Origin of the sequence: Burkholderia cenocepacia, from assembly GCF_014211915.1 — a bacterium.
Lineage (GTDB): Bacteria > Pseudomonadota > Gammaproteobacteria > Burkholderiales > Burkholderiaceae > Burkholderia > Burkholderia orbicola.
This window is the reverse complement of the sequence record NZ_CP060039.1, coordinates 800,758-815,224: the sequence shown is the minus strand read 5'-3', so window position 1 is coordinate 815,224 and position 14,467 is coordinate 800,758. Positions and strand designations below refer to the sequence as shown.

The following is a 14,467-nucleotide window of genomic DNA, read 5'->3' as shown; positions in this document are numbered from 1 at the left end:
CGTTGGCTTGAATTAAGGGATCGCCTGCCTGCTGCGCCCCACCAACGGTCTTTGATAACCGGTTGTCCGCCCTACTGCACGAACAACCGCCCAAAGCCCATGTAGGTCGCTTCGCGAACGAAGCGGCCCGAATACTTGCTTACTGTGCTGCCAGCGTAGCCTGGTCGACACGCACGCCGACGCCCATCGTGCTCGACAGTGCGATCTTGCGCAGGTACACGCCCTTGCTCGTTGCCGGCTTTGCCTTCTGCAGCGCTTCGATCAGCGCCGACAGGTTCGAACGCAGCGCGGTCGGCTCGAACGATGCACGGCCGATGGTCGCGTGGATGATACCGGCCTTGTCGACACGGAATTGCACCTGACCAGCCTTCGCGTTCTTGACGGCGGTTGCGACGTCCGGCGTGACCGTACCGACCTTCGGGTTCGGCATCAGGCCGCGCGGGCCCAGGATCTGACCGAGCGTACCGACGATACGCATCGTATCCGGCGAAGCGATCACGATGTCGAAGTCCATCTGGCCCGCCTTGATCTGCTCAGCCAGGTCTTCCATACCGACGATTTCCGCGCCTGCTGCACGCGCCTGCTCGGCCTTTTCGCCTTGCGCGAACACGGCAACGCGAACCGACTTGCCCGTACCTGCCGGGAGAACGACCGAACCACGAACGACCTGATCCGACTTCTTCGCGTCGATGCCGAGCTGAACCGCGACATCGATCGACTCGTCGAACTTCGCGCTCGCGCATTCCTTCACGAGGCTCAGTGCGTCTTCGATCGCGTACAGCTTCTGACGATCGACCTTGGCGGCAAATGCCTGACGGCGCTTGGAGATCTTAGCCATTTACACGCCCTCCACAGTGATACCCATCGAGCGTGCGCTACCAGCGATGGTGCGAACGGCTGCGTCCAGATCAGCTGCCGTAAGGTCCGGCATCTTGGTCTTCGCGATTTCTTCGGCTTGAGCGCGCGTGATCGAACCGACCTTGTCGGTGTGCGGCTTGCTCGAACCCTTGTCCACCTTCGCCGCCTTCTTGATCAGGACGGTCGCCGGCGGCGTCTTCATCACGAACGTGAAGCTCTTGTCAGCGAATGCCGTGATGACCACCGGCACCGGCAGACCCGGCTCCATGCCTTGAGTCTGCGCGTTGAACGCCTTGCAGAACTCCATGATGTTCAGGCCGCGCTGGCCCAGTGCCGGACCGACCGGCGGCGACGGGTTGGCTTTACCTGCAGGGATCTGCAGCTTGATAAAGCCGATAATCTTCTTTGCCATTTGAAACCTCATTGGAACGCCGGGAAGGCGTTCGGTGAGTGATAACGCGCTTTCGCCGCTGGCTACTGACGCTCCTCAACGACCATGACGCGGGCCGTAAGCGCGAAGGTGGGCAGCCAAGGCTGCCCACCGAATCGGGATCAAACTTTTTCGACCTGGCCGAACTCGAGTTCGACCGGGGTGGAGCGGCCAAAGATGGTGACCGACACACGCACGCGCGATTTCTCGTAGTTGACTTCTTCGACGGTGCCGTTGAAGTCCGTGAACGGGCCTTCCTTGACACGCACCATCTCGCCGACTTCGAACAGGGTCTTCGGGCGCGGCTTTTCGACGCCTTCCTGCATCTGCGACATGATCTTCTCGACTTCCTTCGGGGAAATCGGGGTCGGGCGGTTACGCGCACCGCCGACGAAACCGGTGACCTTCGCGGTGTTCTTCACGAGGTGCCACGTTTCGTCCGTCATTTCCATTTCCACCAGCACGTAGCCGGGGAAGAAACGACGTTCGGTCACAGCCTTGTGGCCGCCTTTGACTTCGACCACTTCTTCGGTCGGAACCAGGATCTGACCGAATTTGTCCTGCATGCCAGCACGTTCGATGCGCTCTTGAAGCGCACGTTGCACGCTCTTCTCCATACCGGAGTAGGCGTGCACGACGTACCAACGCTTTCCGCTCGGGGATGCCGGAGTATCGCTCATATCATTTCCAACCCAGAATCGCCGAGAAAATCACCCATTCGATCGATTTGTCGCTCAACCAGAGGAAAATCGCCATCACAAGCACGAAACCGAACACGACGAGTGTGGTTTGCGTTGCTTCCTTGCGGGTGGGCCATACGACCTTCCGGACTTCCTTGTACGAATCCTTGGCAAACGCGATGAGGCTCTTGCCAGGGGCGGACATCAGCCCGACGGCCACGCCGGCGATGATACCTACCGCCAACGCGGCACCGCGGACATACCACTGCTGATTGGTCAGCCAGAAGAAGCCCACGAATCCGGCCAACACCAGCAATACGCCCAGGGCCAGCATCAGCTTATCGCCGGAGGTATTTACAGTTTCGACGGATGGATTCGCCATAACACCTTAAAACAAATGCCACGTGGGACACGTGGCGATTTTTGGCAGGGGCAGAGGGAATCGAACCCCCAACCTTCGGTTTTGGAGACCGACGCTCTGCCAGTTGAGCTATACCCCTAAACCATGTTGGGGCCGGCTGCTGCCAGCCCCAAAACTGTCGATCAACGAATAACTGGCTTACTCGATGATCTTGGCGACGACGCCGGCGCCGACGGTACGGCCGCCTTCGCGGATTGCGAAGCGCAGACCTTCTTCCATCGCGATCGGAGCGATCAGCTTCACCGTGATCGACACGTTGTCGCCCGGCATCACCATTTCCTTGTCCTTCGGCAGCTCGATCGAGCCCGTCACGTCCGTCGTACGGAAGTAGAACTGCGGACGGTAGTTGTTGAAGAACGGCGTGTGACGGCCGCCTTCGTCCTTGCTCAGCACGTACACTTCAGCCGTGAAGTGCGTGTGCGGCGTGATCGAACCCGGCTTCGCCAGAACCTGGCCACGCTCCACGTCTTCACGCTTCGTGCCGCGCAGCAGGATACCCACGTTGTCGCCTGCCTGACCTTGGTCCAGCAGCTTGCGGAACATTTCAACGCCCGTGCAGGTCGTCTTCACCGTCGGCTTGATACCGACGATTTCGATTTCCTCGCCGACCTTCACGATGCCGCGCTCGACACGACCCGTCACCACCGTACCGCGGCCCGAGATCGAGAACACGTCTTCCACCGGCATCAGGAACGCGCCGTCAACTGCACGCTCCGGCGTCGGGATGTACGTGTCCAGCGCGTCGGCCAGGCTCATGATCGCCACTTCGCCCAGCTCGCCCGTGTCGCCTTCCAGCGCCAGCTTCGCCGAACCCTTCACGATCGGCGTGTCGTCGCCCGGGAAGTCGTACTTCGACAGGAGTTCGCGAACTTCCATCTCGACCAGCTCGAGCAGTTCCGCGTCGTCAACCATGTCGCACTTGTTCAGGAACACGATGATGTACGGAACGCCAACCTGACGCGCCAGCAGGATGTGCTCACGCGTTTGCGGCATCGGGCCGTCTGCTGCCGAGCAAACCAGGATCGCGCCGTCCATCTGCGCTGCGCCCGTGATCATGTTCTTCACATAGTCAGCGTGGCCCGGGCAGTCGACGTGTGCGTAGTGGCGGTTAGCCGTTTCGTACTCGACGTGTGCCGTGTTGATCGTGATGCCGCGCGCCTTTTCTTCCGGTGCCGCGTCGATCTGGTCGTATGCCTTCGCTTCGCCGCCGAACTTCTTCGTCAGCACCGTCGTGATCGCTGCCGTCAGCGTCGTCTTGCCGTGGTCAACGTGACCAATCGTACCAACGTTCACGTGCGGCTTGGTCCGCTCAAATTTACCCTTGGCCATTTTCGACTCCCAAAAGGAATTTCACAGGTTGCGCCGCGCGCAAACAAGACACTGACTTTTTACTGCTGGTGCCCATGGGCAGGATCGAACTGCCGACCTCTCCCTTACCAAGGGAGTGCTCTACCACTGAGCCACATGGGCGCTACGCTTCAACTTAGCGGTCTGGAGCGGGTGAAGGGAATCGAACCCTCGTCGTAAGCTTGGAAGGCTTCTGCTCTACCATTGAGCTACACCCGCACGGGCCACTAACGATTCCTTACCGCTCACTGCGCTGATATCTTGGTGGAGGAGGTTGGATTCGAACCAACGTAGGCGTAAGCCAACAGATTTACAGTCTGCCCCCTTTAGCCACTCGGGCACCCCTCCGTAGAGAACTGACGATTATGGGGGTGCATCGCACTCCTGTCAAGCACATCCGGAAGATTATTTTCACTCTCTTCCCGACTTCTGCTTCCCGCCGATCCCGCCCTCGCCCGGCTAAGGCAAGCGCGAGATGTTGCCGATCGGCGCCACATCTTCGTCAGACTCCGCCCTCAACGCCGATCTGCATCTGCGCTGAAAACGAAAGACCGCCATCATACGGCCTCTTTCGCACAATGCCAAGCGGGTAGACACAAAATTTCGGCAAATTTCGTGCCGGGCGGGTTCGGCGAGCTCCGGTGTCGATGGTTCGCGGGAGGCTCGGTGGCGTTTCCGGCGGGAAATAACGATTTGCAGTGGGCGTCGCGGGCAGCCCGGTCTTGATCCGGGGCGCCCCGTGCCGGCAAGGCTTCCACCCATCCCGCCGAAGATGGCGCGGCCAGCTCCGTCACCGAATTCGATCGCTCCGCTGCGTTCGACGATTTCACCGGAAGGCACGATACCGTGTCGGCCATCCTCCCGTCTCCGTACAAGTCTCCCTGCGTCCGCGTTTTCTGCAATGGCATTCCTCGTGGTTGCAACGGCACATGCCGCGGCCCCGGGAAACGCCTATAGCGCATCTCGAGTCCAGTTGCTGACGATCCGACGCCCAAGACCGGCTTATGGCTTCACCGCGCAGCGCCAGAGGCATGCTTGGCGCTCGGCGAGTATCAATGGTTGAAGCAAACGATGCGGAACGCCCGGGTTGGGCGTACGTCGGCTCGGGCGGCACAACCGATGAATCGAGATGCAGTGGCCCGACCACGTCCCGCAGGATGAATTCGGCGATTCTGCACGTATGCGCTATAGCCAACGACGCGCGCCAAGTCCAGGCATCCCTATAACCCTGCTGCTGCCGCGTCGAATGTTCTGCTGCTTGGCACCGATGCATCTCGTCGTACAAGCCGGCTCACGCCGGTATGTGGTCGGCTTATCGCAGCGAATCTTCGGCGGACACGCGATATCGCAACCGCTCCTATGGGCCGCCTCGTCCGACTGAACACGATCCTCCGTGTCGGATTCGACATAGGCGCCCTTGCCACACCTCACGCCCCCGAATACGTTGGAGAGCCTATGCGTGTCGCCGGAGCACCGACATCCGACATACGTTGCGCGGCAATGCTCGAACTGGCCGGGAATCAAGACCGGGGCACCGTGCACCCGCCCCACCTGCAGGAGACTCTCCGTTAGGCGATCCAAATACGGCATGCACGGAACGCGCGTCAGGCGTCGACGCAGGCAACTCGCACCTCACGCCGACGGGGAGGCCGAGACCGTATATATGCGGCGCTGTCTATTCGCTGATCGAGGAACGCTACGTGCTACAGGAGGGTCAACGAGCGGCCGTCGAAGAGGACCGCGCCGATTTTACGCTCTCGCCCGACCCGCGATATGTCACGGTGCGGCCGGCCTGTTGGTCGAGTCGCTTCTTGCCGCGGCTCAAGCGCGTGTAGCACTCCTCGATGGGGCTCTTTCGAGACGAGATATGACCCGTTAGATCAAATGGTGCTTAATGGCAACGTCGCGCCTCGGCTGGCGTTCAGTCACGCGGATTCATGCGACAAGGGAGCCGGGAGCAGCGACATCCTGTCCGCTCGTGCCCACGACACTCGGGAAGCGGAGCGAATGCAAGACGCATCCCGCTACCACACTAGGTGTGAAAATTTTGGCAGGAGATGCCGTCATAAGCCGACGATCAGGAGCTGTTGACTGAGTATCGGACGACGAGGGCTAGGCACGGCTGATCACGGTCGACGTCGGGCAAGGCCGGACGGAGGATAGCCATGGAGACGTTGCCAACGCGATTTCCCGTTGCAGCTCCGATGGGCCACCAAAGCGAACAGGAGGTAGAAGGACGGTGGCTTTAGCAGCACCAATTGCTGGCGACAGCCCGCGCCCAATAAGCGAGATTCATTTGCGCCAATCTCGTGGGGAGCGATTCCGATTTGAGCCGGTACATTCGACACGCGGCCCATGTCATACGGCGCTTCAACGCATGCTTTTTGAGCGCTGAAATGCAAAAACCCCCGCCTTTCGGGCGGGGGTTTCTGGCTAAGGGAGCCTGACGATTACCTACTTTCACACGGGAATCCGCACTATCATCGGCGTAGAGTCGTTTCACGGTCCTGTTCGGGATGGGAAGGGGTGGGACCGACTCGCTATGGTCATCAGGCAAAGGGGGTTGTTCTGCTGGCGTGGCCAACAGAACCAATCTTGGAAGAAGTAGTAATTAGGTTGTGTGTATCACACACGAGAATCCAACATGTCGCTCTGGATCTTGCGGCCAGTGCTTTCACACGGCGCCGATCTACAAGGCAGACTTGTTATAGGATCAAGCCTTACGGGCAATTAGTATCAGTTAGCTGAACGCATTACTGCGCTTACACACCTGACCTATCAACGTCCTGGTCTCGAACGACCCTTCAAGGGGATCTAGTCCCCAGGGATATCTCATCTTAAGGCGAGTTTCCCGCTTAGATGCTTTCAGCGGTTATCTCTTCCGAACATAGCTACCCGGCGATGCCACTGGCGTGACAACCGGTACACCAGAGGTTCGTCCACTCCGGTCCTCTCGTACTAGGAGCAGCCCCCTTCAAATATCCAACGCCCACGGCAGATAGGGACCAAACTGTCTCACGACGTTTTAAACCCAGCTCACGTACCTCTTTAAATGGCGAACAGCCATACCCTTGGGACCGGCTACAGCCCCAGGATGAGATGAGCCGACATCGAGGTGCCAAACACCGCCGTCGATATGAACTCTTGGGCGGTATCAGCCTGTTATCCCCAGAGTACCTTTTATCCGTTGAGCGATGGCCCTTCCATACAGAACCACCGGATCACTATGACCTGCTTTCGCACCTGCTCGACTTGTCGGTCTCGCAGTTAAGCACGCTTATGCCATTGCACTATCAGCACGATTTCCGACCGTACCTAGCGTACCTTCGTACTCCTCCGTTACGCTTTGGGAGGAGACCGCCCCAGTCAAACTGCCTACCATGCACTGTCCCCGACCCGGATCACGGGCCAAGGTTAGAACCTCAAACAAACCAGGGTGGTATTTCAAGGACGGCTCCACCGAAACTAGCGTTCCGGTTTCATAGCCTCCCACCTATCCTACACAGATCGGTTCAAAGTCCAATGCAAAGCTACAGTAAAGGTTCATGGGGTCTTTCCGTCTAGCCGCGGGTAGATTGCATCATCACAAACACTTCAACTTCGCTGAGTCTCGGGAGGAGACAGTGTGGCCATCGTTACGCCATTCGTGCAGGTCGGAACTTACCCGACAAGGAATTTCGCTACCTTAGGACCGTTATAGTTACGGCCGCCGTTTACCGGGACTTCAATCAAGAGCTTGCACCCCATCATTTAATCTTCCGGCACCGGGCAGGCGTCACACCCTATACGTCCACTTTCGTGTTTGCAGAGTGCTGTGTTTTTATTAAACAGTCGCAGCCACCAGTTTATTGCAACCCCTTCACCCTCCTGGCGCAGGCCAGTCAAGCTACAAGGGCGTACCTTATCCCGAAGTTACGGTACCAATTTGCCGAGTTCCTTCTCCCGAGTTCTCTCAAGCGCCTTAGAATACTCATCTCGCCCACCTGTGTCGGTTTGCGGTACGGTCATCGTTAGACTGAAGCTTAGAGGCTTTTCTTGGAACCACTTCCAATTGCTTCGCTCCCGAAGGAGCTCGCGCCACACCCTTGAATTGCGCGCCCGGATTTGCCTAAGCGCCTTCTCCAATGCAGCGACCGGGACTTCCAACACCCGGACAACCTTCCGCGATCCGTCCCCCCATCGCATCTAACAATGGTGCAGGAATATTGACCTGCTTCCCATCAGCTACGCATTTCTGCCTCGCCTTAGGGGCCGACTCACCCTACGCCGATGAACGTTGCGTAGGAAACCTTGGGCTTACGGCGAGGGGGCCTTTCACCCCCTTTATCGCTACTCATGTCAGCATTCGCACTTCCGATACCTCCAGCACCCTTTACAAGGCACCTTCGCAGGCTTACGGAACGCTCTCCTACCATGCGAGCAAGCTCGCATCCGCAGCTTCGGTATATAGCTTAGCCCCGTTACATCTTCCGCGCAGGACGACTCGATCAGTGAGCTATTACGCTTTCTTTAAAGGGTGGCTGCTTCTAAGCCAACCTCCTGACTGTTTTAGCCTTCCCACTTCGTTTCCCACTTAGCTATATTTGGGGACCTTAGCTGGCGGTCTGGGTTGTTTCCCTCTTGACACCGGACGTTAGCACCCGATGTCTGTCTCCCGTGATTGCACTCTTCGGTATTCGGAGTTTGCTATGGCGGGGTAATCTGCAATAGACCCCCCAACCATGACAGTGCTCTACCCCGAAGGTGAGACACGAGGCACTACCTAAATAGTTTTCGGAGAGAACCAGCTATTTCCAGGTTTGTTTAGCCTTTCACCCCTATCCACAGCTCATCCCCTAACTTTTCAACGTTAGTGGGTTCGGACCTCCAGTACGTGTTACCGCACCTTCATCCTGGCCATGGATAGATCACCTGGTTTCGGGTCTACGCCCAGCAACTGAACGCCCTATTCGGACTCGCTTTCGCTACGCCTGCCCTATACGGTTAAGCTTGCTACTGAACGTAAGTCGCTGACCCATTATACAAAAGGTACGCCGTCACCCCTTGCGAGGCTCCGACTGTTTGTATGCATGCGGTTTCAGGATCTATTTCACTCCCCTCCCGGGGTTCTTTTCGCCTTTCCCTCACGGTACTGGTTCACTATCGGTCGATCACGAGTATTTAGCCTTGGAGGATGGTCCCCCCATCTTCAGACAGGATTTCACGTGTCCCGCCCTACTTGTCGCACACCTAGTTCTTTCATACTGTTTTCGCCTACAGGGCTATCACCTGCTATGGCCGCACTTTCCAGAGCGTTCGGCTAACAATACAAATAAAGAGTGCAAGGCTCATCCCATTTCGCTCGCCACTACTTTGGGAATCTCGGTTGATTTCTTTTCCTGCGGTTACTTAGATGTTTCAGTTCACCGCGTTCGCTTCACTAGACCTATGTATTCAGTCTAGGATGACCCAAAAGGGCCGGGTTTCCCCATTCGGACATCTACGGATCAAAGCTCGTTTGCCAGCTCCCCGTAGCTTTTCGCAGGCTACCGCGTCCTTCATCGCCTGTGATCGCCAAGGCATCCACCACATGCACTTGTTCGCTTGACCCTATAACGAGTCTGTCTCATCGACAGTCGCTACAGGTTGAGTTCTCGCGTTGTGCCGTATTCCAATTTAAGTCGAACATAGAGTTCGAATCATCTTGAGATACATCGATACAATCACAACCCGGATAACTTCCACGTCCATCTCGAGACGCTTCCGCTATCCAAATTACTTACTTCTTCCAGATTGTTAAAGAACGACAGCCGATATCTGTTGATATCCTCTGACTGGCTCAATCGCCAATGCAAAATTCTCGGTTCAGTGTCTGAACCAAGCCCTTAGCGTTGGTGATTGGTGGAGGCAGACGGGATCGAACCGACGACCCCCTGCTTGCAAAGCAGGTGCTCTCCCAGCTGAGCTATGCCCCCATGTACAGAATTTCTCAGGTGTGTACCGCCACACAAGACGGTGGTGGGTCTGGTTGGATTCGAACCAACGACCCCCGCCTTATCAAGACGGTGCTCTAACCGACTGAGCTACAGACCCCTGAGTCTGTCTTTAATTTACAGCCGATAAGCGTGAGCGCTCAACTTTGCGAGAAGCTCTGGAAAGGAGGTGATCCAGCCGCACCTTCCGATACGGCTACCTTGTTACGACTTCACCCCAGTCATGAATCCTACCGTGGTGACCGTCCTCCTTGCGGTTAGACTAGCCACTTCTGGTAAAACCCACTCCCATGGTGTGACGGGCGGTGTGTACAAGACCCGGGAACGTATTCACCGCGGCATGCTGATCCGCGATTACTAGCGATTCCAGCTTCATGCACTCGAGTTGCAGAGTGCAATCCGGACTACGATCGGTTTTCTGGGATTAGCTCCCCCTCGCGGGTTGGCAACCCTCTGTTCCGACCATTGTATGACGTGTGAAGCCCTACCCATAAGGGCCATGAGGACTTGACGTCATCCCCACCTTCCTCCGGTTTGTCACCGGCAGTCTCCTTAGAGTGCTCTTGCGTAGCAACTAAGGACAAGGGTTGCGCTCGTTGCGGGACTTAACCCAACATCTCACGACACGAGCTGACGACAGCCATGCAGCACCTGTGCGCCGGTTCTCTTTCGAGCACTCCCACCTCTCAGCAGGATTCCGACCATGTCAAGGGTAGGTAAGGTTTTTCGCGTTGCATCGAATTAATCCACATCATCCACCGCTTGTGCGGGTCCCCGTCAATTCCTTTGAGTTTTAATCTTGCGACCGTACTCCCCAGGCGGTCAACTTCACGCGTTAGCTACGTTACTAAGGAAATGAATCCCCAACAACTAGTTGACATCGTTTAGGGCGTGGACTACCAGGGTATCTAATCCTGTTTGCTCCCCACGCTTTCGTGCATGAGCGTCAGTATTGGCCCAGGGGGCTGCCTTCGCCATCGGTATTCCTCCACATCTCTACGCATTTCACTGCTACACGTGGAATTCTACCCCCCTCTGCCATACTCTAGCCTGCCAGTCACCAATGCAGTTCCCAGGTTGAGCCCGGGGATTTCACATCGGTCTTAGCAAACCGCCTGCGCACGCTTTACGCCCAGTAATTCCGATTAACGCTCGCACCCTACGTATTACCGCGGCTGCTGGCACGTAGTTAGCCGGTGCTTATTCTTCCGGTACCGTCATCCCCCGACTGTATTAGAGCCAAGGATTTCTTTCCGGACAAAAGTGCTTTACAACCCGAAGGCCTTCTTCACACACGCGGCATTGCTGGATCAGGCTTTCGCCCATTGTCCAAAATTCCCCACTGCTGCCTCCCGTAGGAGTCTGGGCCGTGTCTCAGTCCCAGTGTGGCTGGTCGTCCTCTCAGACCAGCTACTGATCGTCGCCTTGGTAGGCCTTTACCCCACCAACTAGCTAATCAGCCATCGGCCAACCCTATAGCGCGAGGCCCGAAGGTCCCCCGCTTTCATCCGTAGATCGTATGCGGTATTAATCCGGCTTTCGCCGGGCTATCCCCCACTACAGGACATGTTCCGATGTATTACTCACCCGTTCGCCACTCGCCACCAGGTGCAAGCACCCGTGCTGCCGTTCGACTTGCATGTGTAAGGCATGCCGCCAGCGTTCAATCTGAGCCAGGATCAAACTCTTCAGTTCAAACCTGTTACTGTTTTCGGTTCAGTTAAGAACCGGTCGCTCACTCAAAGCTGACAGGAATATGAATCACTTCATAAACCTGACTTACTTTAGTGTGAGACTCTTGATACTTTCGCTATCTGATCCGAGGATCAGCTCGCTGCCATCAAGCGCCCACACTTATCGGCTGTTAATTTTTAAAGAGCGTTTCTGCGAGGAATCTCGAACCCCTCAGCAGCGCTGCGTTTTCAGCAGCAGAGAAGCGAGATTATGAACCGTGTTTCGCAGCTCGTCAACAACTTTCTGAACGACTTCGTTGCGACTGCGGGGCTCAACTTCTGTACCGCCGAGGCTCGCTATCGCCGAACCTCAACAGCACTGCTTCCCTTCCTTCCGCGCTGCGTTTCCGTTGGCGCGAAAGAGGCGTGATTCTATGCACCCGTCCCCATCCATGCAAGCTCTTTGTGAAGAAAGTTTGAAAAGGCCTCCGTGCGCTCACGCGCACGGAGGCTTTGGGCTCGACGAACGATGTCGCGCCGTCGGCCCGCAGGCCGTCGGCAACCTTTCCCTCTATATATAGAAGCGCGTCACTTGCCGCCCACCGCGGCCTGCAGTCGCTCGACCGGCACCGCGCCGGCCATCGCCGTGTAGCCCGCATCGCTCGGATGGATACCGTCGCCGCTATCGTATCGGCGCTGCAGCACGCTCGGGCGCGCCGGGTCGCGCAGCACCGCGTCGAAGTCCACCACGCCGTCGAACCCGCCACCGCTGCGAATCCACCGGTTCACCTCGAGCCGGATCGCCTCACGTCCGGCCGGCAACGCCGCTGGCGTGAGCGTCGCGCCGAACACCTTCACGCCCTGCCGGTGCGCCGCCTCGATCAGGCGGCGATAGCCGTCGATCAGCGACGCGGCCGTCACCTGCGTATGCGGGTGATCGCAATCGAGCCCCGCGCGCGGCGGCATCGCCGCGAAGTTGATGTCGTTGATCCCGATCAGCACGATCGCCGCCTTCACGCCGGAGCGCGACAGCGCATCGCGCTCGAATCGCGACGCTAGCGACGTGCCGTAGCAAGCGGAATCGCTGAGCAGCCGGTTCCCGCTGATGCCGAGATTCACGACACCGATCGAATCGACGCCCGACGCCGTCAGCCGGCGCGCGAGCGCGTCCGGCCAGCGGCGGTTCCGGTTCACGCTGGAGCGCAGCCCGTCGGTGATCGAATCGCCGATCGCCGCCACGCTGGCGTACGCCGAGCCGGCTTCGACGGCCAACTCGGTCACCCATGCATATTGGGTAAAACGGGTCCGGAACGCGGCGGTGCCCGGATCGCCTACGTGATCACCCGGCGCGGACACGTAGTTGAACTGGTTCGATACGCGATGCCAGACCGTCATCCGCTGGTCCGGCCCCATCTGGAGACTGATCGCATACGGCTGCGCGGCCGTCACGCCGATCGCCACCGGGTCGCTTTCGAGTTCCTGGCCCGGTGCGAGCGTCACCGACGCCTTGCCGCCGAACCGAACCGGCACCGCCGCACCGCCGGCGAGCGCAGCCCCGTCGCCGGCGCGCGCGAGGCTCGCAGCCTCGATGACCAGCGGCGCGCGACCGTATGCATTACTCACGCGAATCCGCGCGGCGCGTCCCGACACGGTCGGGTAGACGATCTGGCGCACGGTCCGCCCGGCCACGTCGGGGGCGCGGTAAAGCGGCGGCGGCGCGGCGAGATCGGGAATCGGCTGCAGCGCGGTCGCCCACGCGGCGATCCACCCGGCCGGTGCGGCCGGCACCGCAAGCGGCGCCACGAGAACGGCCGCACCCAGCACGGCCGCGGCGAAACTGCTTCGAAATGACATCAGCAAAATCCTCATCGGAAAGCGGGCATTGTGCCGCAGAAGCCGAAGACGCGAGACCACGTGCGGAGCCGTAGCTGCGCCCACCTGACCGCACCCTGACTTCCCTCGTTTACCCGAATCCCACTGCAAATCCACAAGAAATTTATTAACCGACCGGTCGGTTGGTTTATACTTCGCACACATTCAACCGGACGAGAGCTTTCGCCATGTACACGCAATCCCTCGACATCCCCGGCAACGTCGCGCCGCTCGACGCCGCAGCCGAGTCGCCCGAGCAGGCGCGGTTCGATGCGGTGATGGCCGCGGACGGCAAGATCGAACCGCAGGACTGGATGCCCGACGCGTATCGCAAGACGCTGGTACGCCAGATCTCGCAGCACGCGCATTCCGAAGTCGTCGGCATGCTACCGGAAGGCAACTGGATCTCGCGCGCGCCGAGCCTGAAACGCAAGGCGATCCTGCTCGCGAAGGTGCAGGACGAAGCCGGCCACGGCCTCTATCTGTATAGCGCGGCCGAAACGCTCGGCGTATCGCGCGACTCGCTGATCGACGCGCTGCACGCCGGCAAGGCGAAATACTCGAGCATCTTCAACTACCCGACGCCGACCTGGGCCGACGTCGGCGTGATCGGCTGGCTGGTCGACGGCGCCGCGATCATGAACCAGATCCCGCTGTGCCGCTGCACGTACGGCCCGTACGCGCGCGCGATGATCCGCGTGTGCAAGGAAGAGTCGTTCCACCAGCGCCAGGGTTTCGACGCGCTGCTGTCGATGATGAAGGGCAGCGACGCGCAGCGCGCGATGGTCCAGCAGGCCGTCGATCGCTGGTGGTGGCCGGTGCTGATGATGTTCGGCCCGAGCGACGCCGATTCGGTCCATAGCAGCCAGTCCGCGAAATGGGGCATCAAGCGGATCTCGAACGACGATCTGCGCCAGAAATTCGTCGACGCGACGGTCGACCAGGCCAAGGTGCTCGGCGTGACGCTGCCCGATCCCGACCTGAAATGGAACGAAGCGCGCGGCCACCACGACTACGGCACGATCGACTGGGACGAATTCTGGCGCGTGGTCAACGGCGACGGCCCGTGCAACAAGGAACGCCTCGCGACGCGCGTGAAAGCACACGAGGACGGCGCCTGGGTGCGCGAAGCCGCGCTCGCGCACGAAGCGAAGCGCCGCGCCCGCGCCGAACAGCACGCCGCCTGAGCGGCACCCCTCGAATTCAGGAATGTG

7 protein-coding genes, 6 tRNA genes and 3 rRNA genes are annotated in these 14,467 nt (G+C 58.9%); 1 reads left to right on the top strand and 15 read right to left on the bottom strand.

Features of this window, described 5'->3' with window-relative positions; translation table 11 throughout:
- Positions 1–139: 139 nt before the first annotated feature.
- From rplA to SY91_RS03730, 15 genes are all read right to left on the bottom strand, one after another.
- Positions 140–838: a 50S ribosomal protein L1 gene (rplA, locus tag SY91_RS03800; protein WP_006482906.1), complete on the bottom strand. Its 699-nt coding sequence runs from the start codon at positions 836–838 to the stop codon at positions 140–142.
- On the bottom strand, positions 839–1,270 hold the full coding sequence (gene rplK / locus SY91_RS03795) for a 50S ribosomal protein L11 (protein WP_006477201.1): 432 nt from the start codon (positions 1,268–1,270) through the stop codon (positions 839–841).
- A 140-nt stretch (positions 1,271–1,410) separates the two neighbouring features.
- Positions 1,411–1,968, bottom strand: a complete 558-nt coding sequence (gene nusG / locus SY91_RS03790) for a transcription termination/antitermination protein NusG (RefSeq protein WP_006400672.1) — start codon at positions 1,966–1,968, stop codon at positions 1,411–1,413.
- Between the two features lies 1 nt (position 1,969).
- Positions 1,970–2,350, bottom strand: coding sequence for a preprotein translocase subunit SecE (secE, locus tag SY91_RS03785; protein WP_006477202.1), 381 nt, complete (start codon positions 2,348–2,350; stop codon positions 1,970–1,972).
- A 42-nt stretch (positions 2,351–2,392) separates the two neighbouring features.
- Positions 2,393–2,468: transfer RNA gene (locus SY91_RS03780), tRNA-Trp, on the bottom strand.
- 59 nt (positions 2,469–2,527) lie between these two features.
- Positions 2,528–3,718 carry an elongation factor Tu gene (gene tuf, locus SY91_RS03775; protein ID WP_011350666.1) on the bottom strand — a complete coding sequence of 397 codons (1,191 nt, stop codon included), beginning with the start codon at positions 3,716–3,718 and terminating at the stop codon, positions 2,528–2,530.
- Between the two features lie 66 nt (positions 3,719–3,784).
- Positions 3,785–3,859, bottom strand: a tRNA-Thr gene (locus SY91_RS03770).
- 22 nt (positions 3,860–3,881) lie between these two features.
- Positions 3,882–3,955: transfer RNA gene (locus tag SY91_RS03765), tRNA-Gly, on the bottom strand.
- 43 nt (positions 3,956–3,998) lie between these two features.
- Positions 3,999–4,084, bottom strand: a tRNA-Tyr gene (locus tag SY91_RS03760).
- A gap of 2,093 nt (positions 4,085–6,177) precedes the next feature.
- A 5S ribosomal RNA gene (gene rrf, locus SY91_RS03755) occupies positions 6,178–6,290 on the bottom strand.
- A gap of 155 nt (positions 6,291–6,445) precedes the next feature.
- Positions 6,446–9,325 (bottom strand): 23S ribosomal RNA (locus SY91_RS03750).
- Between the two features lie 289 nt (positions 9,326–9,614).
- Positions 9,615–9,690, bottom strand: a tRNA-Ala gene (locus SY91_RS03745).
- 41 nt (positions 9,691–9,731) lie between these two features.
- A tRNA-Ile gene (locus SY91_RS03740) sits at positions 9,732–9,808 on the bottom strand.
- A gap of 62 nt (positions 9,809–9,870) precedes the next feature.
- Positions 9,871–11,403 (bottom strand): 16S ribosomal RNA (locus SY91_RS03735).
- The 16S, 23S and 5S rRNA genes sit together here with 2 tRNA genes alongside, the layout of an rRNA operon.
- A gap of 566 nt (positions 11,404–11,969) precedes the next feature.
- On the bottom strand, positions 11,970–13,235 hold the full coding sequence (locus SY91_RS03730) for an SGNH/GDSL hydrolase family protein (RefSeq protein WP_023476809.1): 1,266 nt from the start codon (positions 13,233–13,235) through the stop codon (positions 11,970–11,972).
- A gap of 206 nt (positions 13,236–13,441) precedes the next feature.
- Here SY91_RS03730 and paaA point away from each other — a divergent pair, with 206 nt between their 5' ends.
- The gene (gene paaA, locus SY91_RS03725) at positions 13,442–14,440 is read left to right on the top strand and encodes a 1,2-phenylacetyl-CoA epoxidase subunit PaaA (RefSeq protein WP_006477414.1); all 999 of its coding nucleotides are present in this window, start codon (positions 13,442–13,444) and stop codon (positions 14,438–14,440) included.
- The last annotated feature ends 27 nt before the right edge of the window (positions 14,441–14,467 follow it).

Bases quoted from the DNA above. Each gene is read 5' to 3' on its own strand.
- rplA (WP_006482906.1), bottom strand. From the start codon at position 838: ATGGCTAAGATCTCCAAGCGCCGTCAGGCATTTGCCGCCAAGGTCGAT.
- rplK (WP_006477201.1), bottom strand. From the start codon at position 1,270: ATGGCAAAGAAGATTATCGGCTTTATCAAGCTGCAGATCCCTGCAGGT.
- nusG (WP_006400672.1), bottom strand. From the start codon at position 1,968: ATGAGCGATACTCCGGCATCCCCGAGCGGAAAGCGTTGGTACGTCGTG.
- secE (WP_006477202.1), bottom strand. From the start codon at position 2,350: ATGGCGAATCCATCCGTCGAAACTGTAAATACCTCCGGCGATAAGCTG.
- tuf (WP_011350666.1), bottom strand. From the start codon at position 3,718: ATGGCCAAGGGTAAATTTGAGCGGACCAAGCCGCACGTGAACGTTGGT.
- SY91_RS03730 (WP_023476809.1), bottom strand. From the start codon at position 13,235: ATGTCATTTCGAAGCAGTTTCGCCGCGGCCGTGCTGGGTGCGGCCGTT.
- paaA (WP_006477414.1), top strand. From the start codon at position 13,442: ATGTACACGCAATCCCTCGACATCCCCGGCAACGTCGCGCCGCTCGAC.